Raw genomic sequence first — 26,102 nt, 5'->3', positions numbered from 1 at the left:
GCTCGCCCCCGACGGCCGCCCCGCGGCGTACGTCGACCCGCAGGCGGCCAACGCCGTGCCGCCCGCCGACCGCGCCCACGTCCCGCTCACCGCCGTCGCCGTGACGCTGCCCGCGGGCGCGGTCGTCGACGCGGCGCTGCGCGGTCCCGCGCTCGTCCAGGCGGTCGCGGCGGTGTCCCGGTTCTCCCCGGTGCTGGCCGCCGTCCGGGACGGCCAGGTCGTCGCGCTGGTGCGCAGCGCGGACGTGGCCGCGGCCCTGCGCCCCTAGGATCGACCCCCGTGACCGAGCAGACCCCCGCCGAGCAGCCCTCCGCGCCCGCGCCCGCCGCCGCCCCGACGCCGACGGGCGCCGACCAGCGCCGCGGCCTGCTGCGGGTGGGGGAGCGGGTGCAGCTGACCGACCCCCGGGGCCGGCTGCACACGATCACGCTCGCGCCCGGCGCGACGTTCCACACGCACAAGGGCTACTTCCGGCACGAGGAGCTCATCGGCGAGCCCGAGGGCACCACGGTCACGAGCAACGGCGGCGTCGAGTACCTGGCGCTGCGCCCGCTGCTGAGCGACTACACGCTGTCGATGCCCCGCGGCGCCGCGGTCGTCTACCCCAAGGACGCCGGCCAGATCGTCGCGATGGCCGACATCTACCCCGGCGCCCGCGTCGTCGAGGCCGGGGTCGGCTCGGGCGCGCTCACGATGTCGCTGCTGCGCGCCGTCGGCGACGGCGGCCGGCTGCACTCCATCGAGCGCCGCGAGGACTTCGCGGCCATCGCGCGCGGCAACGTCGAGACGTTCTTCGGCGGCCCGCACCCCGCGTGGCGGCTCTCGGTCGGCGACCTGTCCGACGTGCTGCCGGTCGCGGAGGCGCCGGGCGAGGTCGACCGGGTCGTCCTCGACATGCTGGCCCCGTGGGAGAACCTGGACGCGGTGGCGACCGCGCTCGCCCCGGGCGGCGTGCTGATCGCGTACGTGGCGACCGCGACGCAGCTCTCGCGCCTCGCCGAGGACCTCCGCGCCGACGGCCGGTACACCGAGCCGCAGGCCTGGGAGTCGATGGTCCGCGGCTGGCACCTCGAGGGCCTGGCCGTGCGCCCGCAGCACCGGATGATCGGGCACACCGGCTTCCTGCTGACCACCCGCCGGCTCGCCGACGGCGTCCTGCCGCCGCTGCGCAAGCGCCGCCCGGCCAAGGGCTCCCGGCCGGGGGAGGCCGAGGGCGCGCCCGGCGCCGCCGACGCGGCCCTCGTGGACGAGACCGGCGACGTCGTGACCAGCAGGTCCTTCCAGGAGGTCCCCGACGCCGAGTGGACCCCCGAGGCCCTCGGCGAGCGCGCGGTGTCCGACAAGAAGGTGCGCCGCGTGCGCCGTGACGTGGGCCAGGCCCCCGAGGCCGGCTGACCCGCGGAGGGCCCCCGCGGACGGCCCGGCGGGGCCCGGCGACGCCCCCGCCGCGCCCCGGCGAGGCGCCGCGGCTGCGATTGACACGTGTGGTTAGGGTTCCCCCACGACAGCCCCACAGCGCCGTGAGGTCGACCCGCGATCGGAGGTACCGCGATGACGGAACCGACAGCACGCGACCTGCAGCGCGAGCTCGCGCTCCTGGCCGCCAAGAACGAGCGCATGTCCGACGCGCTCGTGGCCGCGCGCGACCAGATCATCGAGCTCAAGCGCCAGATCGACGACCTCGCGAAGCCCCCGGGCACGTTCGCGACGTTCCTGACCGCGCGCGAGGACGGCACTGTCGACGTGGTGTCCGCCGGCCGCAAGATGCACGTCGGCGCGAGCCCCGCGATCGACGTGCACCGGCTGCGGCCCGGCCAGGAGGTCATGCTCAACGAGGCGCTCACGGTCGTCGAGGCGGGCGGCTACGAGCAGGTCGGCGAGCTCGTGACGGTCAAGGAGCTGATCGGCCGCGACCGCGCCCTGGTCGTGGGCCGCGGCGACGAGGAGCGGGTCGTGCGGCTCGCCGGCCAGGTGCTGGACGGCTCCGTGCGCGTCGGCGACGCCCTGACGGTGGAGGCGCGCAGCGGCTTCGTGTTCGAGCGGGTGCCGCGGGCGGAGGTCGAGGACCTCGTGCTCGAGGAGGTGCCCGACATCGACTACACCGACATCGGCGGCCTCGGCCCGCAGATCGAGCAGATCCGCGACGCCGTCGAGCTGCCGTTCCTGCACCCGGACCTGTTCCGGGAGCACGGCCTCAAGCCGCCGAAGGGCGTCCTGCTCTACGGCCCGCCGGGGTGCGGCAAGACGCTCATCGCCAAGGCCGTCGCGCACTCGCTCGCCGCGACGTCGGCGCGCGCCCGCGGCGAGGAGGTCGCCGAGGCCAAGTCCTACTTCCTCAACGTCAAGGGCCCCGAGCTGCTCAACAAGTACGTCGGCGAGACCGAGCGGCACATCCGGCTGATCTTCGCCCGCGCCCGCGAGAAGGCGTCCCAGGGGCACCCCGTCGTCGTGTTCTTCGACGAGATGGAGTCGCTGTTCCGTACCCGCGGCACCGGCGTGTCCAGCGACGTGGAGACCACGATCGTGCCCCAGCTGCTCGCGGAGATCGACGGCGTCGAGCGGCTCGAGAACGTCATCGTGATCGGCGCCTCCAACCGCGAGGACATGATCGACCCGGCGATCCTGCGCCCCGGCCGGCTCGACGTGAAGATCAAGATCGAGCGCCCCGACGCCGAGGGCGCCCGCGAGATCTTCGCCAAGTACCTGACCCCGGACCTGCCGATCCACGCCGACGACGTCGCCGAGCACCACGGCTCCGCCGTCGCGGCCGTCGACGCGATGATCGCCCGGGCCGTCGAGCGGATGTACTCCGAGAACGAGGAGAACCGGTTCCTCGAGGTCACCTACGCCAGCGGCGACAAGGAGGTCCTGTACTTCAAGGACTTCAACTCCGGCGCGATGATCCAGAACGTCGTCGACCGCGCGAAGAAGTCGGCGATCAAGGACCTCCTCGCGACCGGCCAGCGCGGCCTGCGCGTCGAGCACGTCCTCACCGCGTGCGTCGACGAGTTCAAGGAGAACGAGGACCTGCCGAACACCACGAACCCCGACGACTGGGCGCGCATCTCCGGCAAGAAGGGGGAGCGCATCGTGTTCATCCGCACGATCGTCCAGGACAAGAAGGGCGAGGAGGCCTCGCGCCGGATCGAGAACGTGCAGAGCACGGGGCAGTACCTGTAGCGGCCCGAGCCCACGCGCCGACCGGGGCCCGCCGTCGACTCAGACGGCGGGCCCTGCTCGTGCACAGGGACGGCACAGCGCCGCGCGGCTAGATGGTCGGACCCGGTTCGCCGGGCGTTCATCCCCGACCCGCGAGGTGCCCATGCCTGCCCCCGTCCTGCTCGCCGCCGATCTCGTCGCGATCGTCGTGCTGACCTTCGCCCTGTACTTCCCCCGGCACCGCCGGCGCGACCTCGTCGTCGCGTTCCTCGGCGTCAACGTCGGCGTCCTGGCCGTCGCAGGCGCCCTGTCGACCAGCACAGTCGGCGCGGGCCTCGGCCTGGGGCTGTTCGGCGTGCTGTCGATCATCCGGCTGCGGTCGTCCGAGATCGACCAGCGCGAGGTGGCGTACTACTTCGCCGCCCTCGCGCTCGGGCTCATCGGCGGGCTCGGCTCGTCGCTCGGCGCGCTGGCCCTCGCGCTCATGGCGATGGTCCTCGCGGCCCTGTACGTCGGCGACCACCCGCGGCTGCTGCGCGGGTACCGGCAGCAGGTCGTCGTGGTCGACCGCGCGTTCGGCGACCACGCCGCGCTCGTCGCGCACCTCGAGCAGCTGCTCGGCGCCCGGGTGCACGGCGCGACGGTGCAGCGGCTGGACCTCGTCGACGACACCACCGTCGTGGACGTGCGGTACGCCGCGCGGCCCGCCGGGGCGCCGCCCGCGCCGCCCGCCCCGGCCGTGCCCGCCGCGACGTACGCCGGGGCGACCCGGTGACCGCGGTCGCCGACGCTCCCCACCTCGCCGGCCTCGCGGTGCTGCCCCCCGTCGACCTCGACGAGCTCCAGGCGACCGCCGCGCTGCAGACCCGCGTCGACCGCAAGTACGTCCTGCCGCTCGCCGCCCTCCCGGGACTCGCGGCCGCGCTCCCGGCCGGCACCCGCCGGCTCGTCGTCGACGGCCGGGACGCCTTCGGGTACACGTCGGTGTACTTCGACACCCCGGACCTCGACGCGTTCCACCTCGCCGCGGGCCGCCGGCGCCGCCGGTACAAGGTCCGCACCCGCACGTACACCGACTCCGGCGGCTGCTGGCTCGAGGTGAAGACCCGCGGACCCCGCGGCACCACGGTCAAGGACCGGCGCGAGCACGACGTCCGCGCCCGGGACGACGTCGGGCCCGCGCTCGGCTTCGTGCTCGACACCCTGCGCTCCCACGGCGTCGACCTGGCGCGCGCCGGCGACGGCGCCGAGCCGCTGCTCGCCCCGACCCTCACCACGCGGTACCGCCGCCGGACCCTGCACCTCCCGGACGGCGCCCGGCTCACCGTCGACACCGGGCTCGAGTGGCTCGGCGCGCGCTCCACCGCCGCCGTCCCCGGGCACGCCGTCGTCGAGACCAAGAGCGTCGGCGGCGCGTCCTGCGCCGACCGGGCCCTGTGGGCCCTCGGCCACCGGCCCAGCCGCATCTCCAAGTACGCCACCGGGCTGGTCGTCCTCGACCCCGCCCTCGGCGGCCGGCCGTGGCGGCGCACCCTGCGCCGCTCGCTCGCCGACTGACCCGCCGCACCCCGCCCGGGCGACCACCCCGACCCGGCCCCCGCACCCTCAGGAGTCCTCTCATGCGCCGACCGCGCCGCGTCGTCCCCGTCCTCGCCCTCCCCGCCGCCCTGATCGGCCTGCTGCTCACCGGCTGCACCGCCGACGCCGTGGCCGGCACCGGCTCGTCCGACGCCGCCGGGACCACCAGCAGCACCGTCACCGACGTCGCCGCGGGCTCGAGCGCCGAGGAGGTGCTCGCCGCGAACGCCGAGGTGCACGAGGTGCCCGACGCCGGCGCCGCCACCGGCACGATCACGCTCGACGGCGGCACCGCCACCTCCGACGCCGAGGGCGTCACCGTCGACGGGTCCGTCGTCACGATCACGGCCGGCGGCACCTACACGGTCACCGGCGCCCTCGTCGACGGCCGGGTCGTCGTCGACGCCGGCGACGCCGTCGTGCGCCTCGTGCTGGACGGCGCCGACGTCACCTCGTCCACCGGCGCCGCCCTCGTCGTCAGCAGCGCCGCCTCCGCCGTCGTCGAGCTCGCCGACGGTTCGGTCAACGCGCTCGCCGACGCCGCCACGTACGCCGACGCCGACGCCGAGGACGCCCCGAACGCCGCCCTGTTCAGCACCGCCGACCTCACGATCACCGGGGACGGCGCGCTCACCGTGACCGGCAGCGCGAACGACGGCATCACGTCGAAGGACGGCCTGGTGATCGAGTCGGGCGACCTCACCGTCGAGGCCGTCGACGACGGCATCCGCGGCAAGGACTACCTCGTCGTCGAGGGCGGCACGATCGACGTCACGGCCGGCGGCGACGGCCTCGAGGCCGACGACGACTCCGACACCACGACGGGCTTCGTCGTGGTCTCCGGCGGCGCGCTCGTCGTGGACGCCGCCGGGGACGGCGTCGACGCCGAGACCGACGTGGTGGTCACCGGCGGCACCCTCGACGTCATCGCGGGCGGCGGCAGCGGCACCGAGCCGAGCGACGAGACTTCCACCAACGGCGTCACGGGCTCCGCGAGCGTGGTGGTGGGCGGCGGCGCGGTCACCGTCGACTCCTCGGACGACGCCGTGCACTCCGACGGCATCGTGTCGATCAGCGACGGCGACCTGACCCTGTCCAGCGGGGACGACGGGGTGCACGCCGACGCGGCCCTCGACGTCACCGGCGGCGTGGTCGACGTGCTGACCTCGTACGAGGGACTGGAGGCCGAGGCGATCACCCTCGCCGGCGGCGACATCGCCGTCGTCGCCTCCGACGACGGCATCAACGCAGCGAGCAGCGCGACGGGGTCCACCGAGGACACCCAGGGCGACTGGGCCGGGCCCGGCGGCGAGTCCGCCGGCACCGCCATCCTCACCGTGACGGGCGGGACCGTCGCGGTCGACGCGGGCGGCGACGGCCTGGACGCCAACGGCACGCTGACGATGTCCGGCGGCACCGTCGTCGTGAACGGGCCGACCGACGACGGCAACGGTGCGATCGACGCCGACAGCACCCCGTCGGTCACCGGCGGCACCCTCGTGGCCGCGGGCTCCTCCGGCATGGCCACGGCCCCCGGCACCGACGGGCAGGGCTGGGTGTCCGCGACCTTCGACAGCGCGCAGGCCGCGGGCACGACCCTCGCCGTGGTCGACGCCGACGGCACCGTCGTCGCGACCTTCACGCCCACCGAGCCGATCACCTCGCTGGTGGTCTCCGCGGCCGGCCTCACGGCGGGGGAGCAGTACACCGTCGCCGCCGGGGCCACGGCGTCGGGCGACGCGTTCGACGGCTACACCACCGCCGGGGACGCGTCCGGCGCGACCGAGGTCCTGACCGTCACGGCCGGCGAGCACACCGGCGGCGCGGGTGGCACGGGCGGCGGCCGGCCCGGCGGGCAGGCGCCCGGCCGTCCCGGCGCGCAGGGGTGACGGGGGACTCGGGCCCGACCGGGTCCGCGCGCCGACCGGCGACATAGGGTGGGCCGCGTGACCGTGCGCCGCGTGATGGGGATCGAGACCGAGTACGGCGTGCTGCAGCCGGGCCGCCCGACCGCGAACCCGATGCTCCTGTCCAGCCACGTGGTGGCGGTGCACGCCGCGGCCCGCCAGGGCGGGCGGGTCAAGGCCCGGTGGGACTACGACGACGAGGACCCGCTGCAGGACGCGCGGGGCTTCCACCTCCAGCGGGCCGCGGCCCACCCCTCGCTGCTCACGGACGACCCGGCGCGCCCGGCGCCGTCCGGCGACGGGGCCGCGGCCGACGGCCCGCAGGAGGTCGCCCGCTCGCTCGCGGAGGAGTACGAGGACCCGGGCGCCGCCAACGTGATCCTCACCAACGGAGCCCGCCTGTACGTCGACCACGCGCACCCGGAGTACTCGTCGCCCGAGGTGACGAACCCGCTGGACGCCGTCCGCTGGGACCGCGCCGGCGAGCTGGTCATGCTGGCCTCGGTGCGCGCCCTGGCGTCCACGCCGGCCCTGCCCGACGTCGCGCTCTACAAGAACAACGTCGACGGCAAGGGCGCGACCTACGGCACCCACGAGAACTTCCTCGTCGAGCGGTCCGTCCCGTTCGTCGACCTGGCCGCGCGCCTGACGCCGTTCCTCGTCACCCGGCAGGTGTTCACCGGCGCCGGGCGCGTCGGCATCGGCCAGCGCGGCGAGGAGGCCGGCTTCCAGCTGTCCCAGCGCGCCGACTACATGGAGGCGGAGGTCGGTCTGGAGACCACCCTGCGCCGGCCCATCGTCAACACCCGCGACGAGCCGCACGCCGACCCCGACAAGTGGCGCCGGCTGCACGTGATCATCGGCGACGCCAACCAGCTCGAGGTCGCCACCTACCTCAAGCTCGGCACCACCTCGCTCGTCCTGTGGCTGATCGAGCGCATCGCCGACGGCTCCGCCGCCGACCTCGGCCCGACCCTGGACCGGCTCGCGCTGGCCGACCCGGTCGGGTCCGTGCACGCCGTCAGCCACGACGTCGCCCTGACCCGGAAGCTGCACCTGGCCGACGGCCGGCTGCTCACCGCGATCGAGGTCCAGCAGGAGTACCTGGCCGCCGTGCGGACCGCGGTCGGCCGGTCCGTCGGCACGGGCGACGGCGACGGCCCCGACGCCCAGACCGCCGACGTCCTCGCCCGGTGGGGCTCCCTGCTCGACCGGCTCGCCACCGACCCGGCGTCCTGCGCCCGCGAGGTCGAGTGGCTCGCCAAGATGCGGCTGCTCGAGGGCCTGCGTCGCCGCGACCACCTGGACTGGGACCACCCGCGCCTCGCCGCCGTCGACCTGCAGTGGTCGGACGTCCGGCCCGAGCGCGGCCTCTACCACCGGCTGCTCGAGGCCGGCGCGGTCGAGCGGCTCGTCGCCGACGAGGACGTGCGCGCCGCCGTCACCGACCCGCCGGAGGACACCCGCGCCTACTTCCGCGGGCGGACCATCGCGCGGTTCGGCGCCCACGTCTCCGCGGCCAGCTGGGACTCCGTCGTCTTCGACGTGCCCGGCGCGCCCACCCTCCAGCGCGTGCCCATGCGCGACCCGCTGCGCGGCACGCGCGCGCACGTCGAGGCCCTGCTCGAGTCCTCGCCGGACGTCAGCAGCCTGCTGGACGCGCTCGGTTCCTGAGCCGCGGCGGCGACGCGCCCCGGCCCCACGGGAACCCGCGCCGACCAGGGCCTAGGGTGGTGGCACTGCGGGTCGCACGCCCAGCGCGCGCGGCCCGTGCCCGACTACCGCCGGAGGTGGACATGGCTGGTCAGGAGCGCGCTCGGGACCGTCGCGAGGACGACGAGCCGGTCGACGGGCCCGACGTCGAGCAGGCCACGGCGGCCGCGCAGCAGCGCGACGCCGAGGTCGACGCCCTCCTCGAGGAGATCGACGACGTCCTGGAGACCAACGCGGAGCAGTTCGTGCGCGGGTTCGTGCAGAAGGGCGGGCAGTGACGCGTGCCGACGGACCCGCTGATCCCGGCGGGGCGGCTGCCCGGGGCGTTCACCACCCCCGGGTCGTCCTCCTTCGTCGACTTCCTCGCCCAGCACGCCCCGGACCTGCTGCCCGGGCGGCGCACCCCGCTCCCGGTCGGTGACGTGACCCCCGGCGCCGCCGCACCGCACGCGACCACCATCGTCGCGCTGTCCTTCGCGGGCGGCGTGGTCATGGCCGGCGACCGGCGCGCCACCATGGGCTCCCAGATCGCCTCGCGGGACATCGAGAAGGTGTTCCCGGGCGACGAGTACTCCGCCGTCGGCATCGCCGGCACCGCGGGGCTCGCCGTCGAGCTCGTCCGGCTGTTCCAGCTCGAGCTCGAGCACTACGAGAAGATCGAGGGCACCCTGCTGTCGCTCGACGGCAAGGCCAACCGGCTCGCGACCATGATCCGCGGCAACCTCGGCCTCGCCCTGCAGGGGCTCGCGGTCGTCCCGCTGTTCGCGGGCTTCGACCTCGACCGCGGCACCGGGCGGATCTTCTCCTACGACGTCACCGGTGGCCGGTACGAGGAGCACCAGCACCACAGCGTCGGCTCGGGCTCCGTGTTCGCCCGCGGGTCCCTGAAGAAGCTCTGGGGGCCGGGGCTCGACGCCGCCGACGCCGTCCGCGTCGCCGTCGAGGCCCTCGTCGACGCCGCCGACGACGACTCCGCCACCGGCGGCCCCGACACGTCCCGGCGGATCTGGCCCGTGGTCGCCACGGTCACCGCGGCCGGCTACCTGCGGGTGCCGCAGGACGACCTCGGCGAGGTCGTGGCCCGGGTGCTCGCCGACCGCGCCGAGGGCCACGCCCGCGCCCGCGCCGCCGAGGAGGCCGACCGATGAGCATGCCGTTCTACGTCTCGCCCGAGCAGCTCATGAAGGACCGGGCGGACTACGCGCGCAAGGGCATCGCCCGCGGCCGCTCCGTCGTCGTCCTCGCCTACGAGGACGGCATCGCCTTCGCCACCGAGAACCCGTCCCGGGCCCTGCACAAGGTGTCCGAGATCTACGACCGCATCGCGTTCGCCGCCGTCGGCAAGTACAACGAGTTCGAGAACCTGCGCGTCGCCGGCGTCCGGTACGCCGACCTGCGCGGCTACTCCTACGACCGCCGGGACGTCAACGCCCGCGGCCTCGCCAACGCGTACGCCCAGACCCTCGGGACCGTCTTCACCACCGAGTCCAAGCCCCTCGAGGTCGAGATCGTCGTCGCCGAGGTCGGCGTGGACGCCGCGACCGACCAGATCTACCGGCTGTCCTACGACGGGTCCGTCGCCGACGAGCGCGGCTTCGTCGTCATGGGCGGCCAGGCCGAGCGGCTGCGCGAGGAGGTCGCCGGCGCGTGGACGCCCGGCATGCCGCTGGCCGACGTGCTGCAGCTCGCCGTCCGGGTGCTCGGCACCCCCGCCGACGGGGCCGACGAGGACGACCGCCGGGTCATCCCCGCCGCCCAGCTCGAGGTCGCGGTCCTGGACCGCACGCGCCCGCGCCGCGCGTTCCGGCGCCTGTCCGGCGTGGTCCTCGAGGACCTGCTGGGCTCGGCCGCAGCACCCGACCTGCCCTGAGGAGCCACCCCATGGACCGACGCATCTTCGGCCTGGAGACCGAGTACGGCGTGACCTGCGCCGCCGAGGACGGGCGCGGCCTGTCCGCCGACGAGGTCGCGCGGTACCTGTTCCGCAAGGTCGTCGCCTGGGGGCGGTCCTCGAACGTCTTCCTGCGCAACGGCTCCCGGCTCTACCTCGACGTCGGCTCCCACCCCGAGTACGCCACCGCCGAGTGCGACGACTGGCGCCAGCTGGTCACGCACGACCGCGCGGGGGAGCGGATCCTCGAGGGCCTCGTCGCCGACGCCCAGCAGCGCCTCGAGCACGAGGGCCTGTCCGGGCGGATCCACCTGTTCAAGAACAACACCGACTCGGCCGGGAACTCCTACGGCTGCCACGAGAACTACCTCGTGCGGCGGCAGGGCGACTTCGCCCGGCTGTCCGACGTCCTCGTGCCGTTCCTCATCACCCGGCAGATCCTCACCGGCGCGGGCAAGGTCCTCGCCACCCCGCGCGGCGCCGTCTTCTGCCTGTCCCAGCGCGCCGACCACATCTGGGAGTCCGTGTCCTCGGCGACCACCCGGTCACGGCCGATCATCAACACCCGCGACGAGCCGCACGCCGACGCCGAGCACTACCGCCGGCTGCACGTCATCGTCGGCGACTCCTCGATGTCCGAGACCACCACCATGCTCAAGGTCGGCTCCACCGACCTCGTGCTGCGGCTGATCGAGGCCGGCCTGCCCATGCGCGACCTCACCCTGGAGAACCCGATCCGGGCCATCCGGGAGATCAGCCACGACCTCACCGGCATGCACCCCGTCACCCTCGTCACCGGGCGCACCGTCACCGCGGTCGACCTCCAGGAGGAGTACCTCGGCCGCGTCCAGGACTGGGTCGGCGCCGAGACCGACGCAGGACCCGAGGTCAAGCAGGTCCTCGACCTCTGGGAGCGCGGCCTGCGGGCCCTGCGCACCGGCGACCTGTCGCTCGTCGAGCGGGAGCTCGACTGGGTCATCAAGTACCGGCTCATCGAGCGGTACCGCGCCAAGCACGACCTGGACCTGTCCGACGTCCGGGTCGCCCGCATGGACCTCGCGTACCACGACATCTCCCGCACCGAGGGCCTGTACAACCTGCTCGCCCAGCGCGGGCTCGTCGAGCGCGTCACGACCGACGTCGAGGTCTTCGAGGCCACGTCCGTCCCGCCGCAGACCACGCGCGCGAAGCTCCGCGGCGAGTTCGTGCAGGCGGCCCAGGAGGCCCGGCGGGACTACACCGTCGACTGGGTGCACCTCAAGCTCAACGACCAGGCCCAGCGCACCGTCCTGTGCAAGGACCCCTTCCGCAGCGTCGACGACCGGGTGGAGCGGCTCATCGAGTCCATGTGACCCGGCCGGCCCCGCGCGCCGGGTGCGCCCCGGGTCTTCACCGGACCCGACCGAGGGGTCGGCCGGAGGGGTGCGCGCGGACCCGTACAGTGGGCGCGCACCTTGCAGGACCCTCGGAAGGAACGACGTGCGACGACTCGTGGCCGCCTGCGCCGCCGCGGCGATGCTGCTGCTCGCGGCCTGCACCTCGCAGGACCCGGCACCCCCGGAGGTCGTCGTCACCGGCGACGCCGGCAGCGCCCCGACCGTCACGTACCGCACGCCCCTGAGCGTCACCGAGGCCATGCACGAGGTCGTCTGGCCCGGCACCGGGCCCGACCTCGTCGAGGGCCGGCCCGTCCTCCTCGACTTCTGGCTCGAGGACGCCTCCGACGCCTCCCTCGTCAAGGAGTCCTACAGCTCCAGCCCGACCCCGCGGCTCCTCACCGAGGAGGACCTCGGCAAGGACCTGTACGCCACCCTCTCCGGCCAGAAGGTCGGCGCGCGGCTGCTCCAGATCAGCCCGGCCTCCGACGCCAGCGCCTCGTCCTACCCGACCGTCACCGTCCTCGACGTGCTGCCCATCCGCGCGTCCGGCGAGCCCGTCACCCCGCGCGAGGGCATGCCCGCCGTCACCCTCGACGACGACGGCGCCCCGTCCCTCGCGCCCACCGGCACCGAGCCGCCGTCCGACCTCGTCGTCCAGCCGCTCATCCGCGGCACCGGCGCCCAGGTCGCCGCGGGCGACGTCATCACCGTCCAGTTCACCGGCTTCGTCTGGTCCACCGGCGAGGCCTTCGACTCCACCTGGACCAACGGCAGCCCCAACACGTTCACGCTCGAGGACGTCCCCGCGTGGTCCGAGGCCCTGGTCGAGCAGACCGTCGGCAGCCAGGTCATGGTCGTCGTGCCGCCGTCCTACGGCCTCGGCGCCACCCAGAGCGAGGAGCTCCAGGGGCAGACCATCGTCTTCGTCATCGACCTGCTCGCCACCCGCGCACCCGCCGCGGCCGAGGGCAGCGACCCGGGCGCCACCGCCGCGCCGGAAGGGGAGTGAGCGTGTCCGTCGCCCTCCGGGTGATCCCGTGCCTCGACGTCGACGCCGGCCGCGTCGTCAAGGGCGTCAACTTCGCGAACCTGCGCGACGCGGGCGACCCCGTCGAGCTCGCGCGCCGGTACGACGCCGAGGGCGCCGACGAGGTCACCTTCCTCGACGTCTCCGCCTCCTCCGGCGACCGCGAGACCACCTACGACGTCGTCCGGCGCACCGCCGAGGAGGTCTTCGTGCCCCTCACCGTCGGCGGCGGCGTCCGGTCCGCCGACGACGTCGACCGGCTCCTGCGCGCCGGTGCCGACAAGGTCGGGGTCAACACCGCCGCGATCGCCCGGCCCGAGCTCATCGCCGAGATCGCCCAGCGGTTCGGCAGCCAGGTCCTCACCCTCTCCGTCGACGCCCGGCGCGTCACCGGGGACACCCGCACCGACTCCGGCTACGAGGTCACCACGCACGGCGGCCGGCAGGGCACCGGCATCGACGCCGTCGCGTGGGCCGTCCGCGCCGCCGAGCTCGGTGCGGGCGAGATCCTGCTCAACTCCATGGACGCCGACGGCACCGAGGCCGGGTTCGACCTCGAGATGCTGCGCGACGTCCGCCGCGAGGTCCGCATCCCGCTCATCGCCTCCGGCGGCGCCGGCACCGTCGAGCACTTCGCCGCGGCCGCCGACGCCGGTGCCGACGCGGTGCTGGCCGCCAGCGTCTTCCACTTCGGGCAGCTCACCATCGGGCAGGTCAAGGACCACCTGCGCGCGACGGGGCACACCGTCCGCTGACGGCGCGTACGGCGACGACCCGCCGCCGTACGCGCGCCGGCCGCTCGCCGAGCGCCGTGTCCGGCCCCTGGCAGGCTGCGGACCGTGACCACCGACGTGTCGACCAGGCGGCTGCGCGTCAACCTCGTCGCCGCGCCGGTCCTCGCGGTCTGCGGCGTCGTGCTCGGCGTGATCGCCGCGGACGAGGGGCGCACCCTCGGCGTGGTGGTCGCCGCGCTCCAGGTCGCGGTCGGGCTGTACCTGCTCGTGTGGTCGCTGCGCCGGCTGCGCCACCGCCGCCCTCAGCGCGACCGGTGAGGTGCGGCCCTGCGCCCCGGCACGGCACGATGGGGCGATGCAGCGCATCGGACTGACCGGGGGGATCGCGGCCGGCAAGTCGGTCGCGGCCGAGCGCCTCGCCGCGCGGGGTGCCGTCCTCATCGACTACGACCTGCTGTCCCGGGACGCCGTCGCCCCGGGGTCCGCGGGCCTCGCCGCCGTCGCCGAGGAGTTCGGCGAGGGCGTCCTCCTGCCCGACGGCGGCCTCGACCGCCCCGCGCTCGGTGCCGTCGTCTTCGCCGACGCGGGCGCGCGCGAGCGCCTCAACGGCATCGTGCACCCCGTCGTCCGCCGGCTCGCCGCCGAGCGCGAGGCCGCGGCCGCCGCCGCCGACCCCGGCGCCGTCGTGGTGCACGACGTCCCGCTGCTCGTCGAGACCGGCCGGGCCGACGCCTTCCACCTCGTCGTCCTCGTGCACACCCCGGCCGTCCTGCGCGTCGAGCGCCTTGTCCGGATCCGCGGGCTCGACCGCGGCGAGGCCGAGCGGCGCATCGCCGCCCAGGCCACCGACGACGAGCGGCTCGCCGTCGCCGACGTCGTCCTCGACGGCTCCGGCGCGCCGGAGGAGCTGCAGGAGCAGGTCGACGCGCTGTGGGACCGCCTCGCCGCCGAGCGGCACGACGAGCAGGAGGTGGACACCCCGTGACCCGAGGCGCCGTGCCGACCGTCCTGCTCACCGGGTTCGAGCCGTTCGAGCAGCAGGAGGTCAACGCCTCCTGGGCCGCCGTCCGCGCCGTCGCCGCGACGTGGGACCAGACCGCCGAGGGCGCCGCCCTCGTCACCGCCCTGCTGCCCGTCTCCTTCGCGCGCGCCCCGCGGCGGCTCGCCGAGCTCCTCCTCGACACCCGCCCGTCGCTGGTCGTGGCCGTCGGTGAGGCCGGCGGGCGGTCCGCCGTGTCCGTCGAGCGCGTCGCCGTCAACGTCCAGGACGCGCGCATCCCCGACGAGGACGGCGCGCAGCCCGTCGACGAGCCCGTCGTCCCCGGCGGCGACGCCGCGTACTTCTCGACCCTCCCGGTGAAGGCCTGCCTCGCCGCCGTGCTCGACGCCGGCGTCCCGGGCGAGGTGTCCAACTCCGCCGGGACCTTCGTGTGCAACACCATCGCCTACGCCCTCGCCGACCAGCTCGCCGCGGGCCGCGCCCCCGGCGCCCGGGGCGGGTTCGTGCACGTCCCGCGGCTGCCGGAGCAGGTGCCCGACGGCGCGGCCTCGCTCGGGGTGGAGGCCGCGGCGGAGGGGCTGCGCGCGGTGCTCCGTGCGGCCCTGCGGACGACCGAGGACGTGCGGCTGGCGGCGGGCACGCTGGCTTGACGGCTTGACGGCTTGACGGCTTGACGGCTTGACGGCTTGACGGCTTGACGGACTGACGGACTGACGGGCGGCAGGCTGGCGGGGCGCGGTCGCCCGGGCGGCGCGCTGAGGGGCGGGGTGCGGGCCACGCTCCAGGTACGGGCGAGGTCGGGTGCGATCGGGCGAGATCGGGCGAGGTCGGGCGTGCATGCCCGACATCGCCCCGTGCCGAGCCGAGGAGGGCGGGGCGACGGCGTGCCCGAGCGCCCCGCGCAGCGCCGCACCGATCTGAGGCTGCCCAGCGGGCCAGTGCCTAGAACGGTGGGGCTGCGTCGTGCGGGTCGGTGGTGGCGTCGTGGGTGCGGCCGGTGCCGGAGCGCACGAGGTAGCGGTGGCCGGTGGGGGTGATCCACTCGAAGAGCCCGGGTTGGATCTGGCGTAGCCGGAAGCCGCCGTCGGTCTTCAGGCGGTGGTGGCGGTGGCAGAGCGGGCCGAGGTTACCGGCATCGGTCCGGCCCAAAGGTTGATCGGGTGGGTAGCCGGGTTGCCGGTGGTACTCGATGGTGTGGTCCAGGTCGGCGCTCCGTGCCGGGAAGGTGCACCCGGGCGCGACGCAGGTTCTGTCGCGGGTGCGCACGAACTCCGCGAGCCCGGCTGGTGGTCGGTATCGCTCGCGTCCGACGTCCAGGACCTGGTCGGTGACCGGGTCGGTGACGATGCGCCGCCACACCCCGCCGTCGGCGAGGGCGCGGGCGCGCACGGCGTCGATGGGGCCGTACCCGTCGAGGTCGGCGGGGGCGTCGTCCAGGCCCAGGAGGGTGGAGGCGGCGATGGTGACCCGCACCTCGGCGCCGGGTCGGCCGGCGCAGCGCCGGCAGCCACGCCGGGCGGTTGTCGTCGTAGTCGGCGCGGAGTCGGGCGCGGGCTCGGTCGGCGTGGTGCCGGGCGGTGACTGGGTCGGCGTGGTGCTCGCGGCGGGCCCGGTCGGCGCGGTGCCGGGCGGTGACTGGGTCGGCGTGGTGCTCGCGGCGGCCCCGGTGGGCGTGGTGCCGACGACGGGCTCGGTCGGCGAGGTGGTGGTCAACGGCGCGGGAGGCGGGGAAGGCGGTGGGTCGGTCTCGGCGGGAGCGTCGGGTGCGGGACCGGGCAGCGGTGTCGCTGACGGCTCACTCACCGGGATGACGGTGGCGGTCGGGATCGGCTCGACGCCGCGTGGGCGCACCGGTTGACGTCGGGTGGTGGTCACGAGCCAGTCCGCCCCTCGGCGCGGGGTCGGCAGCACCGGGGCGGGTGGGTCCAGATGGACCTCGAACGCGGGACCGTCGGACTCGGGCACGTCCCCGACCACGAGGTCCCGCAGCCCGTCGGCGCGCAGCTGATCCAGGGTCCGGGAATCGCCCAGGGCCTTGGCTGCGCGGGCGGTGTGGTCCAGGACGCCGTCGACGCGGGTGGCGTCCTCGGCGGCCAGCACCACCCACATCGCGGCCATCCCGTGCGGCCGCTGCCGTGGGTGGGTGACGCGCCTGCCTCGTCGGGCCAGGGTGTGCCGGCCGACCTCACCGTGGGGGTCGGCGAGCCGGACCTCGCGGGCGACTCGCTGCTCGAGCTGTTTGCGGGAGCACTGCGCGGCGTCGGGCAGGACCGCGGTCTCGACCGCGTGGGCGGCCTGGTAGGGCAGGTCGGTCAGCCCGGTCGCGATCACGTCGGCCTTGGCGGCGTCGATGTGCCCGGTCTGCAGGGCCTGGCCGGTGGCCGCCAGCATCCCGTTCAGCAGCAGCGCCCGGTTCACGGCCTTGCTCGCCGAGACCCGCGCCCAGCCCAGCCGCATGGCCAGCTCGTCCCCCGCCACGCTCGGATGCGTCGGCGGCGCACCCGCGAACGGCGACCAGTCCGGGGCCACCTCAGGGCGGGTCGCGAGCTCGGCGACCGCGTCCAGCATCGCGGCGTGCTGGTGCGCCTCCATCCGCGCCCGCGCCGCCACCACCTCGACCAGGACCGCCGAGGCCAGCACCGTCAGGTCCAGCCCCCGCAACCAGGCATCGAGCACCGGTCCGGGCGGACACGCGGCGATCGCCTCGACCTGCCGCTGCTCACCGGTGCGCGGCGCCCCACCGAACGCCACCACGGGGTCGGGCCCGTAGTCGGTCAGGCAGACACCGTCGGGCCCGTAGACCGGCAGCACCAGGCCGGCGAGCGTGTCGCCGTCGGGGTGTTCCTGCAGGTCAACCATGCAAGAACGCTACCGGCGACCACCCACGCGCCCCTCGGCCGCGCGCTCGCCCTGGGGACGCAGCACGCCCCATCTCCTGTGGAGGACTCGGTGACCGCTCGTCGAGCGGTGACGCCCCGCCCGCCGCCGCGCACGACCCCCGGCTCCCACGCCCTCGGCGAACCCGAGCCCCCGCCCGGCGCGTGTGTCAGACCCGCGTCGTACGGTTGACGCATGCGTCCCGTGACCGACCTGCAGCGCACCGTCGCCCCGTTCGAGGTGGTGTCCGAGTTCAAGCCGTCCGGCGACCAGCCGCAGGCGATCGCGGAGCTCGCCCAGCGGATCCGGGCGGGGGAGAAGGACGTCACGCTGCTGGGTGCGACCGGTACGGGCAAGTCGGCGACGACGGCCTGGCTGATCGAGGAGCTGCAGCGCCCGACGCTCGTCATGGCACCGAACAAGACGCTGGCCGCGCAGCTCGCGAACGAGTTCCGCGAGCTGCTGCCGAACAACGCGGTCGAGTACTTCGTCTCGTACTACGACTACTACCAGCCCGAGGCGTACATCGCCCAGACGGACACGTACATCGAGAAGGACTCGTCGATCAACGACGAGGTGGAGCGCCTGCGGCACTCCGCGACGTCCTCGCTGCTGACCCGCCGGGACGTGGTCGTGGTCGCCTCGGTGTCCTGCATCTACGGCCTGGGCACGCCGCAGGAGTACGTCGACCGCATGGTGACGCTCGACGTCGGCGACCAGGTGGACCGCGACGCGCTGCTCCGCCAGTTCGTCTCGATGCAGTACGCCCGCAACGACATGGCGTTCACCCGCGGGACCTTCCGGGTGCGCGGCGACACCGTGGAGATCATCCCGGTGTACGAGGAGCTGGCGATCCGCATCGAGTTCTTCGGTGACGAGATCGAGGCGATCCAGACGCTGCACCCGCTGACGGGCGAGGTCGTCCGCAACGAGAAGCAGGTGCACGTGTTCCCGGCGACGCACTACGTCGCCGGCCCCGAGCGCATGGAGCGCGCGATCCACGGGATCGAGCACGAGCTCGAGGAGCGGCTCAAGGACCTGGAGCGGGCCAACAAGCTGCTGGAGGCCCAGCGGCTGCGCATGCGCACGACGTACGACATCGAGATGATGCGCCAGATCGGCTCCTGCTCGGGCATCGAGAACTACTCGCGGCACATCGACGGCCGCGCACCCGGGACGGCGCCGAACACGCTGCTCGACTACTTCCCCGAGGACTTCCTGCTGGTCATCGACGAGTCGCACGTGACGGTCCCGCAGATCGGTGCGATGTTCGAGGGCGACATGTCCCGCAAGCGGAACCTGGTCGACTTCGGGTTCCGGCTGCCGAGCGCGATGGACAACCGCCCGCTGCGCTGGGAGGAGTTCGTCGAGCGGATCGGGCAGACGGTCTACCTGTCGGCCACGCCCGGCGACTACGAGCTCGCGATGTCGGACGGCGTGGTCGAGCAGATCATCCGCCCGACCGGGCTGGTCGACCCGCAGGTCGTGGTGAAGCCGACGAAGGGCCAGATCGACGACCTCCTGGAGGAGATCCGCCTCCGCGTGGAGAAGGACGAGCGCGTCCTGGTCACGACGCTGACCAAGAAGATGGCCGAGGACCTCACGGACTACTTCCTGGAGAAGGGCGTCCGGGTCCGGTACCTGCACTCCGAGGTCGACACGCTCCGCCGGGTGGAGCTGCTGCGCGAGCTGCGCATGGGCGAGTACGACGTGCTGGTCGGCATCAACCTGCTCCGCGAGGGTCTCGACCTGCCCGAGGTGTCCCTGGTCGCGATCCTCGACGCGGACAAGGAGGGCTTCCTCCGGTCGGGCAAGTCGCTGATCCAGACGATCGGCCGCGCGGCCCGCAACGTGTCGGGCGAGGTGCACATGTACGCGGACAAGATCACGCCCGCCATGCAGCTCGCGCTGGACGAGACGGACCGCCGCCGCGAGAAGCAGATCGCGTACAACACCGAACGCGGCATCGACCCGCAGCCGCTGCGCAAGAAGATCGGCGACATCACCGACCTCCTGGCGCGCGAGGACGCGGACACGGCCGAGCTGCTCGGCGGTGCCGGCCGGCAGGCCAGCCGCGGCAAGGCGCCGGTCCCGGGGCTCGGGTCGAAGGCCCAGCCGGCGACGGAGCGGACGAAGCTCGCGGGAGCGGCTGCGGGTGAGCTCGCCGGGCTGATCCAGGAGCTGTCCGACCAGATGCACGCGGCGGCGGGGGAGCTGCAGTTCGAGCTCGCGGCCCGGTTGCGCGACGAGATCTCCGGGCTGAAGAAGGAGCTGCGGCAGATGCACGCCGCGACCGCCTGACCGGCGCGCGCGCCTCGGCTACGGCGGTTCGGTGCTGCTCGAGGTCGACGACCCGCGCGGGGGCGCGCGTGGGTGGTCGTGGCGGACCCCGAGGGCGACGAGTGCTGCATGACCTGAGGGCGGCGCCCGGCCGTCATGACGCGCGTCACGCGTCCATCACACGAGCTGGCGCGGTGCGTGTGGGACCGATGACCTATGCTGGCGCACGCAGTGGAGGGGAGTATCCCGACACGACGCCCCCGTCATCACGGTCGTCGACGACGCCGACCCGGGACGTCGGCCCGGTCAACGGGTGGGAGAGACCTCCGGTACTCAGCCGTATCTTCAGCCGTCTGTACCGGAGGAAAGCTCTATGTCCGTCGACCTGTGGGTCTGGATCGCGACCGGTGTCGCGATCGTCGGGATGGTCCTGTTCGACTTCTTCGCGCACGTGCGCACGCCGCACGCGCCCTCCTTCCGCGAGGCCGCCACGTGGTCCGCGATCTACGTCGGCCTGGCGATCGTCTTCGGTGTGGGGCTCGGCTTCGTCTGGGGCTGGGACCACGGCACGGAGTACTTCGCGGGGTACGTGACCGAGAAGAGCCTCTCCGTCGACAACCTCTTCGTCTTCCTCATCATCATGACGAAGTTCGCGGTGCCCCGGGAGTTCCAGCAGAAGGTGCTGCTGGTCGGCGTGGTGATCGCCCTCGTGCTGCGCACGGTGTTCATCCTGCTGGGCGCCGCGGCGATCGAGCAGTGGTCCTGGGTGTTCTACATCTTCGGGGCGTTCCTCGTGTACACCGGCGCCAAGCTGGCGAAGGAGAAGCACGACGACGACGAGCTGTCGCACGCGGACGAGCAGAAGGACGGCCTCGCGGTCCGGCTGCTGAAGCGGGTCGTGCCGTCGACGGACGAGTACCACAGCGACCGCCTGACCACGAAGATCGACGGCAAGCGGTTCATCACCCCGATGCTGGTCGTGATGGTGGCCATCGGCGCCACGGACGTGCTGTTCGCCCTCGACTCGATCCCGGCGATCTACGGCCTGACGCAGGAGCCGTACATCGTGTTCACGGCCAACGCGTTCGCGCTGCTCGGCCTGCGCCAGCTGTACTTCCTGATCGGCGGCCTGCTCGAGCGCCTGGTGTACCTGAACAAGGGCCTGGCGTTCATCCTCGCCTTCATCGGCCTGAAGCTGGTCTTCCACGCGATGCACGTCAACGAGCTGCCGTTCATCAACGGGGGCGAGCACATCGAGTGGGCGCCGGAGATCCCGACCTGGCTGTCGCTGCTCGTGATCCTGGGTACGCTCACCGTCGCGACCGTCGCGAGCCTGGCCAAGACCCGGCGCGACCGGGCCGCCGCTCCCGCCCTCACCGCGGACGAGGAGCCCGCCACCAGCAAGGAGCACTGACCCGCGCATGGACGTCTCTCCGCTCGTCTGGGCCGTGTCGCTCGGCCTCGCCGCCGCCGTCCTGATCGTGGACGTCGCGGTGGTGGGCCGGCGGCCGCACATCCCGACGACGGCGGAGTGCCTGCGCTACCTCGGTCTGTACATCGGCCTCGCGCTCGCGTTCGCCGTGGTCGTCGCCCTCGTGTGGGGCGGCGGCCCGGCGGGCGAGTTCGTCGCCGGGTGGCTGACCGAGTACTCGCTGTCGGTGGACAACCTGTTCGTGTTCCTGCTGATCATGAGCCGGTTCGCGGTCCCGCGGCAGTACCAGCAGACGGCGCTGCTGATCGGCATCATCCTGGCGCTGGTGTTCCGCGGGGTCTTCATCGGGATCGGGGCCGCGGCGATCGCGTCGTTCTCCTGGGTGTTCTACCTGTTCGGCGCGTTCCTGGTGTGGACCGCCGTCAAGGTCGCGCGCGAGGGCGTCGGGGAGGACGCGGACGAGGCGGCCGAGGACTACAAGGCGCCGGCACTCGTGCGCGTGGTGCAGCGGTTCCTGCCGACGACGGACGGCTACGACGGCGTGCGGCTCACCGCGAAGGTCAACGGCCGCCGGCACGTCACGCCGATGCTGCTGGTGCTCGTCGCCATCGGCGCGACGGACCTGCTGTTCGCCTTCGACTCGATCCCGGCGGTGTTCGGCCTGACGCAGGAGCCGTACCTGGTCCTGATGGCGAACGTGTTCGCGCTGATGGGTCTGCGCCAGCTGTACTTCCTGCTCGGCGGCCTGCTGACCCGGCTGCGCTACCTCAACGTCGGCCTGGGCGTGCTGCTGGGGTTCATCGGCGTGAAGCTCGTGCTCCAGGCGCTGCACGAGAACACGCTGCCGTTCGTGAACGGCGGAGAGCCCGTCGGGTGGGCGCCGGAGCTGCCCTCGTGGGTCTCGCTGGCCGTGATCGTCGTGACGCTCGGCGTCACGGCGGTGACGAGCGTCGCGGCGTCGCGCCGGGACGAGCGGCGGGCCGCGGCGGCGGTGCCGACCGGGGAGGCCGACCGCGACGCCTGAGCCGCCCCGCGATCGCGCCCGGCGCGGTCCCGGGCGCGGGGGCCCGCGTCAGGCGCCGGCGGCCCAGGGACCGAGGATGAGGTTCCAGGCCCGGATCTCGACGTCCGCGATCACGCCCGCCCGCGCGAAGGGGTCGTCCGCGAGCAGCACCTCGAGGGCGGCCGTGTCGGTGGTCTCGAACACGAGGAGCGCGCCGGGCGCGCCGTCGGTGAACGGGCCGGAGCCGCGGAGCAGCCCGCGGTCGGCGAGCCCACGCAGGTAGGCGCGGTGCTCGGGGCGGACCTCGTCCTGCAGGTCGGCGCGCTGGTCGTAGGTGTACCGGACGGCGAAGGTGGCCATGTCGCCATCCTGCCGCACGACGTGCCGCGCCCGCGCGGGCCGGCCGGCGAGCGACACAGGCCCGCGGCCCCTGCCGGTGCGGGTCGACCAGGTGCGACGATGCCCCGGTGACCGCCTTCCCGCCGCCCGGACCCTCGCCCGCCCCGCCGCCGAGCGACCGGGCGCCGAGCGCCCCGGACGGCGCGGCGCTGCTCACCGCTCCAGTGCTCGAGCACGCCCCGCTCCGGGTCCGCCCGGGCCGCACGGCCGCGTTCGAGGCGGCGATGCGGGAGGCGCTGCCGCTGATCGCCGCGGCGCCGGGGTTCCGCGGCGCGCGGGTGTCGCGCAGCGTCGAGAGCCCGGAGGCGTACCTGCTGCTGGTGGGCTGGGAGTCGGTGGCCGCGCACGAGGAGGGCTTCCGCGGGTCGGCGGCGTACGGGCGGTGGCGGGAGCTGCTGCACCGGTTCTACGACCCGCACCCCGTCGTCGAGCACCACGTCGCCGTGCTGGGTGCCGACCCCGCCGGTCCCGCGCGTCCGGCGGCCCGCACGGCGGTGGCAGAGTGAGCGGCATGACCTCTGGCTCCGCCGCCCCGCGCACCCTGCTCACCGCCGACCTGCTGGCCCGGGTGGCGGAGCGGGCGCCGGTGCACGACCGCGAGAACACGTTCCCGCACGCCGACCTGGCGGAGCTGCGGGACGCCGGCTACCTGCGGGCGTTCGTGCCCGAGGCGCTGGGCGGCGCGGGCCTGACGCTGGAGGAGGTCGCCCGGGAGCAGGTGCGGCTCGCCGGAGCGGCGCCCGCGACGGCGCTGGCCGTGAACATGCACCTGGTGGTGACCGGGATGGCGGCGGTGCTGGCGGCCCGCGGCGACGACTCGCTGGAGCTCGTGCTGCGCGACGCGGCCGCGGGGGAGGTGTTCGCGTTCGGCAACTCGGAGGCGGGCAACGACCTGGTGATGTTCGCCTCGCGCACCCGGGCCGAGCGCCAGCCCGACGGCGGCTACCGGTACTTCGGCACGAAGATCTTCACGTCGCTGTCCCCGGTGTGGACCCGGCTGACGACGTTCGGCCTCGACGCGGACCACCCGGACGGCCCGCGCCTGGTGCACGGCGTGGTCGCGCGTGCCGACGGCGGCATCGAGACGAAGGACGACTGGGACACGCTCGGGATGCGGGCGACGCAGAGCTGCACCACGGTGCTCGACGGCGCGTACGCCGCGCCGGAGCGGGTGTTCCGGGCGCTGCCGCCGGGACCGAGCGCGGACCCGTACGTGCTGGCGCTGTTCCAGGTGTTCGAGATCCTGCTGGCGGCGGTCTACACGGGGATCGGGCGCCGCGCGCTCGAGCTGGCGGTGGCGGCGGCGCACCGGCGGACGTCGATGAAGAACGACGGCCGGACCTACGCGCAGGACCCGGACATCCGGTGGCGGATCGCGGACGCCGCGATCGCGCAGGACGGGATCGAGCCGCAGGTGTGGGCGCTCGCGCGGGACGTGGACGAGGCGGTGGACCACGGCGCGCTGTGGTTCGCCAAGGTGGTCGGGCTCAAGGTCCGGGCCACGGAGACCGCCCGCGAGGTGGTGGACCGCGCGATCCGGGTGTCGGGCGGCGGGTCGTACTTCTCCCGCTCGGAGCTGGGCCGGTTGTACCGCGACGTGCTCGCGGGGCTGTTCCACCCGTCCGACGACGAGTCGGCGCACAGCACGGTCGCGAACGCCTGGCTGGGCCCGGTCGAGCGCTGACGCCGCCCCCCGGACGCACGACGGCCCCGGGGCGATCCGCCCCGGGGCCGTCGTGCAGCCGTGCGGCCGGTCAGCCGCCGATCTCGGACTCGCAGCTCACCGCGAACTCGACGCGGTTGCCGCAGGTGGTGCCGAAGTCCTCGTACGCGGTGCCGGCCCCGGACTCCCAGTACAGGTCGTCGCAGGCCGCGCCGCTCCCGGCCTGGCACGCGTCCCAGAGGGCGTCGAGCTCGGGGTCGTCGCCGTAGTTCTGCGCGCCGGTGCTGCTGCCGAGGTCCGTGCCCGCGTCGGCGCCCCCGTCGGTCACGCCGGAGTCGCAGAACGTGCTGCCGTCGGTCGTGCCGCCGCAGGTGCTGCCGAACTCCTCGTACTCGGAGCCGGACGGGGCGCTGGAGTAGAGGCTGTCGCAGGCGGCGAGGTCGCCGGCCGCGCAGGAGTCCCACAGCGCGTCGAGCTCGGTGTCGTCGCCGTAGGTCCACCGGGTGGGGTCGACGGAGGTGCAGAGCGTGCTGCCGTCGGTGCGCCCGCCGCAGGTGTCGCCGAACTCCTCGTCGTCGGAGCCGGACGGTGCCGAGTAGAAGAGGTCGTCGCACGCCTGCATGTCGCCCGACTCGCAGGAGGAGCGCAGGTCGGCCAGCTCGTTGTTGTGCGCGACGACCGCGGTGCCGATGACGACGCCGAGGACGATCCAGCTGAGCACGCCCAGGCCGCCGAGCACGACACCGGCGATCGCGAACCCGCGCCCCTGCGTGCCGTTCTTCTTCGTCCGCCGCAGGCCGACGATGCCGAGCACCAGGGCGACGACGCCGGTGCCGAGGATGCCCGTGACGAGCGCGGCGATGGACACGCCGTCCGTCCGCGAGCCGGCCGGGTACTGGTTCGGGCTGTACGGGGCCTGCGGGTAGCCGCCGCCGGGGTAGCCGCCACCGGGGTAGCCGCCGCCGGGCTGCGGGTAGGGGGAGCCGGGCTGGCCGCCCCCGGGCTGGGGGTAGCCGCCGCCCGGCTGCGGGTAGCCGCCGGAGGGCGTGGCCGCCGGCTGCTCGCCGGTCGCGCCGGAGCCGGGGGCGGCGTACGGCGAGGACGCCGGGTACGCGGCGGTCGGCGCGTCACCGGCGGGCGCCCCGTACGGCGACGACGTGGGGTACGCGGCCGTCGGCGCGTCCGAGGCGGGGGCGCCGTACGGGGAGGACGTCGGGTACGCCGCGGTCGGCGTGGTCGGGTACGCCGCCGTCGGCGCGTCCGAGCCCGACCCGGGCGGGGTGGGCCAGGACGGCGCCTCGTAGCCGGAGGGCGCGGGGCCGGAGGCGGAGGCCTCGTAGCCGGACGGCGCCGGCGCCGCGGGGCGCTCGGTGCCGGAGCCCGGGGTGGGCCAGGCACTGCTGCCGGGCTGCTGCTCGGGCTGCTGCCCGGGTTCCGGCGTGGCGCTGCCGTCGTTCGACATGGACGTCCTCTCGCTTCCTGTGGCGGTCCTGTGCGTCACTATGGCAGACGGGGTGCTGCCTGCGACGACGCCGTCCACGCCCGACATGTCCCTTTCACCCGCAGGCGGTCCCGCAGCCGGTCCCGGCCGCCGCCGCGGGGCCGGAGCCACCCGCCGCCCGGCCTCACCAGCCCCGCGCGCGCCACCGGGCGAGCCGCGGTCGCTCGATCCCGAGCGTGGTGTCGCGCCCGTGCCCGGGGTACACCCAGGTGTCGTCGCGGAACCGCTCGAACACGCGCGTCTCCAGGTCGGTCATCAGGGCGTCGAACGCCGCGGGGTCGGCGGTGCGCCCGGGGCCGCCGGGGAAGAGCGAGTCGCCGGTGAGCAGGTGCACCCGGCCGGGCACGGACCCGGGCGCCCGCGCGTCCTCGGGCTCCCGGTAGGCGAGCGCGACCCCACCCGGGGTGTGCCCCCGCAGCGCGACCACGTCGAGCCGCAGCGCGCCCACCGTGACGACGTCGCCGTGGACCAGCGCGCGGGGTCCGGCGGTCCCCGCGGCCTCGGCGACCGCCGCGGCGTCGTCCGCGCCCGCGGCGTGCGGCGCGCCGGTGGCCGCGAG

Annotated in this window: 24 protein-coding genes and 1 pseudogene; 21 read left to right on the top strand and 4 right to left on the bottom strand. The window is 74.6% G+C overall.

Annotated features, from left to right (window positions below; genetic code table 11):
* From FA014_RS19905 to pcp, 16 genes and pseudogenes are all read left to right on the top strand, one after another.
* Positions 1–268: pseudogene (locus FA014_RS19905) on the top strand (site-2 protease family protein); the annotation flags it as partial.
* Between the two features lie 11 nt (positions 269–279).
* Positions 280–1,395 carry a tRNA (adenine-N1)-methyltransferase gene (locus FA014_RS06610; RefSeq protein WP_154728902.1) on the top strand — a complete coding sequence of 372 codons (1,116 nt, stop codon included), beginning with the start codon at positions 280–282 and terminating at the stop codon, positions 1,393–1,395.
* 156 nt (positions 1,396–1,551) lie between these two features.
* Positions 1,552–3,180: a proteasome ATPase gene (gene arc / locus FA014_RS06605; protein WP_154728901.1), complete on the top strand. Its 1,629-nt coding sequence runs from the start codon at positions 1,552–1,554 to the stop codon at positions 3,178–3,180.
* A gap of 142 nt (positions 3,181–3,322) precedes the next feature.
* Positions 3,323–3,934 (top strand): DUF4956 domain-containing protein, encoded by a 612-nt coding sequence (locus tag FA014_RS06600; protein ID WP_154728900.1) that lies wholly within the window; start codon positions 3,323–3,325, stop codon positions 3,932–3,934.
* A complete protein-coding gene (locus tag FA014_RS06595; protein ID WP_154728899.1) occupies positions 3,931–4,716 on the top strand; it encodes a VTC domain-containing protein in 786 nt (261 codons plus the stop codon). Before FA014_RS06600 ends, FA014_RS06595 begins: the two co-directional genes overlap by 4 nt.
* A 62-nt stretch (positions 4,717–4,778) precedes the next feature.
* Positions 4,779–6,626, top strand: a complete 1,848-nt coding sequence (locus tag FA014_RS06590; RefSeq protein WP_154728898.1) for a carbohydrate-binding domain-containing protein — start codon at positions 4,779–4,781, stop codon at positions 6,624–6,626.
* Between the two features lie 57 nt (positions 6,627–6,683).
* Positions 6,684–8,318, top strand: coding sequence for a depupylase/deamidase Dop (gene dop, locus FA014_RS06585; RefSeq protein ID WP_154728897.1), 1,635 nt, complete (start codon positions 6,684–6,686; stop codon positions 8,316–8,318).
* Positions 8,319–8,440: 122 nt separating this feature from the next.
* On the top strand, positions 8,441–8,635 hold the full coding sequence (locus FA014_RS06580) for a ubiquitin-like protein Pup (protein WP_146837158.1): 195 nt from the start codon (positions 8,441–8,443) through the stop codon (positions 8,633–8,635).
* A 3-nt stretch (positions 8,636–8,638) separates the two neighbouring features.
* Positions 8,639–9,505 carry a proteasome subunit beta gene (gene prcB, locus FA014_RS06575; RefSeq protein ID WP_419178376.1) on the top strand — a complete coding sequence of 289 codons (867 nt, stop codon included), beginning with the start codon at positions 8,639–8,641 and terminating at the stop codon, positions 9,503–9,505.
* The gene (prcA, locus tag FA014_RS06570) at positions 9,502–10,227 is read left to right on the top strand and encodes a proteasome subunit alpha (protein ID WP_154728896.1); all 726 of its coding nucleotides are present in this window, start codon (positions 9,502–9,504) and stop codon (positions 10,225–10,227) included. Before prcB ends, prcA begins: the two co-directional genes overlap by 4 nt.
* An 11-nt stretch (positions 10,228–10,238) precedes the next feature.
* Positions 10,239–11,600: a Pup--protein ligase gene (gene pafA, locus FA014_RS06565; protein WP_154728895.1), complete on the top strand. Its 1,362-nt coding sequence runs from the start codon at positions 10,239–10,241 to the stop codon at positions 11,598–11,600.
* A 127-nt stretch (positions 11,601–11,727) separates the two neighbouring features.
* A complete protein-coding gene (locus FA014_RS06560; RefSeq protein ID WP_154728894.1) occupies positions 11,728–12,636 on the top strand; it encodes an FKBP-type peptidyl-prolyl cis-trans isomerase in 909 nt (302 codons plus the stop codon).
* A 2-nt stretch (positions 12,637–12,638) separates the two neighbouring features.
* Positions 12,639–13,409, top strand: coding sequence for an imidazole glycerol phosphate synthase subunit HisF (hisF, locus tag FA014_RS06555; RefSeq protein ID WP_154728893.1), 771 nt, complete (start codon positions 12,639–12,641; stop codon positions 13,407–13,409).
* 84 nt (positions 13,410–13,493) lie between these two features.
* Positions 13,494–13,706, top strand: coding sequence for a hypothetical protein (locus FA014_RS06550; protein ID WP_154728892.1), 213 nt, complete (start codon positions 13,494–13,496; stop codon positions 13,704–13,706).
* Positions 13,707–13,743: 37 nt separating this feature from the next.
* A complete protein-coding gene (gene coaE / locus FA014_RS06545; protein ID WP_154728891.1) occupies positions 13,744–14,373 on the top strand; it encodes a dephospho-CoA kinase in 630 nt (209 codons plus the stop codon).
* Positions 14,370–15,038 (top strand): pyroglutamyl-peptidase I, encoded by a 669-nt coding sequence (gene pcp / locus FA014_RS06540; protein ID WP_230322925.1) that lies wholly within the window; start codon positions 14,370–14,372, stop codon positions 15,036–15,038. Before coaE ends, pcp begins: the two co-directional genes overlap by 4 nt.
* A 292-nt stretch (positions 15,039–15,330) precedes the next feature.
* On the opposite strand, the gene FA014_RS06535 is transcribed toward pcp, so the two are convergent.
* Positions 15,331–17,247, bottom strand: a complete 1,917-nt coding sequence (locus FA014_RS06535; protein ID WP_154728890.1) for an HNH endonuclease signature motif containing protein — start codon at positions 17,245–17,247, stop codon at positions 15,331–15,333.
* Between the two features lie 213 nt (positions 17,248–17,460).
* Between FA014_RS06535 and uvrB the strand changes: the two genes are divergently transcribed.
* The 3 genes from uvrB to FA014_RS06520 all read left to right on the top strand — a co-directional run bounded on the left by uvrB (position 17,461) and on the right by FA014_RS06520 (position 22,001).
* Positions 17,461–19,566, top strand: coding sequence for an excinuclease ABC subunit UvrB (gene uvrB, locus FA014_RS06530; RefSeq protein ID WP_154728889.1), 2,106 nt, complete (start codon positions 17,461–17,463; stop codon positions 19,564–19,566).
* 352 nt (positions 19,567–19,918) lie between these two features.
* Entirely contained in the window at positions 19,919–20,959 is a 1,041-nt protein-coding gene (locus FA014_RS06525; protein ID WP_154728888.1) for a TerC family protein, read from the top strand.
* A 7-nt stretch (positions 20,960–20,966) separates the two neighbouring features.
* Positions 20,967–22,001, top strand: a complete 1,035-nt coding sequence (locus FA014_RS06520) for a TerC/Alx family metal homeostasis membrane protein (protein ID WP_154728887.1) — start codon at positions 20,967–20,969, stop codon at positions 21,999–22,001.
* Between the two features lie 48 nt (positions 22,002–22,049).
* On the opposite strand, the gene FA014_RS06515 is transcribed toward FA014_RS06520, so the two are convergent.
* The gene (locus tag FA014_RS06515; protein WP_154728886.1) at positions 22,050–22,340 is read right to left on the bottom strand and encodes a YciI family protein; all 291 of its coding nucleotides are present in this window, start codon (positions 22,338–22,340) and stop codon (positions 22,050–22,052) included.
* A 107-nt stretch (positions 22,341–22,447) separates the two neighbouring features.
* On the opposite strand from FA014_RS06515, the gene FA014_RS06510 reads away from it, so the two are divergent.
* The gene (locus FA014_RS06510) at positions 22,448–22,885 is read left to right on the top strand and encodes an antibiotic biosynthesis monooxygenase family protein (protein WP_328288179.1); all 438 of its coding nucleotides are present in this window, start codon (positions 22,448–22,450) and stop codon (positions 22,883–22,885) included.
* A 5-nt stretch (positions 22,886–22,890) separates the two neighbouring features.
* Positions 22,891–24,063, top strand: coding sequence for an acyl-CoA dehydrogenase family protein (locus tag FA014_RS06505; protein ID WP_154728885.1), 1,173 nt, complete (start codon positions 22,891–22,893; stop codon positions 24,061–24,063).
* 70 nt (positions 24,064–24,133) lie between these two features.
* Here FA014_RS06505 and FA014_RS06500 read toward each other — a convergent pair whose 3' ends face one another.
* Positions 24,134–25,504, bottom strand: a complete 1,371-nt coding sequence (locus FA014_RS06500) for a DUF4190 domain-containing protein (protein WP_154728884.1) — start codon at positions 25,502–25,504, stop codon at positions 24,134–24,136.
* Positions 25,505–25,667: 163 nt separating this feature from the next.
* A partial coding sequence (locus FA014_RS19900; RefSeq protein WP_195969184.1) for an MBL fold metallo-hydrolase occupies positions 25,668–26,102 on the bottom strand: 435 nt, incomplete at its 5' end.

The sequence above is a fragment of the Cellulomonas hominis genome (genome assembly GCF_005239125.1).
GTDB lineage: Bacteria > Actinomycetota > Actinomycetes > Actinomycetales > Cellulomonadaceae > Cellulomonas > Cellulomonas hominis_A.
This window is presented reverse-complemented; position numbering and strand designations above follow the sequence as displayed.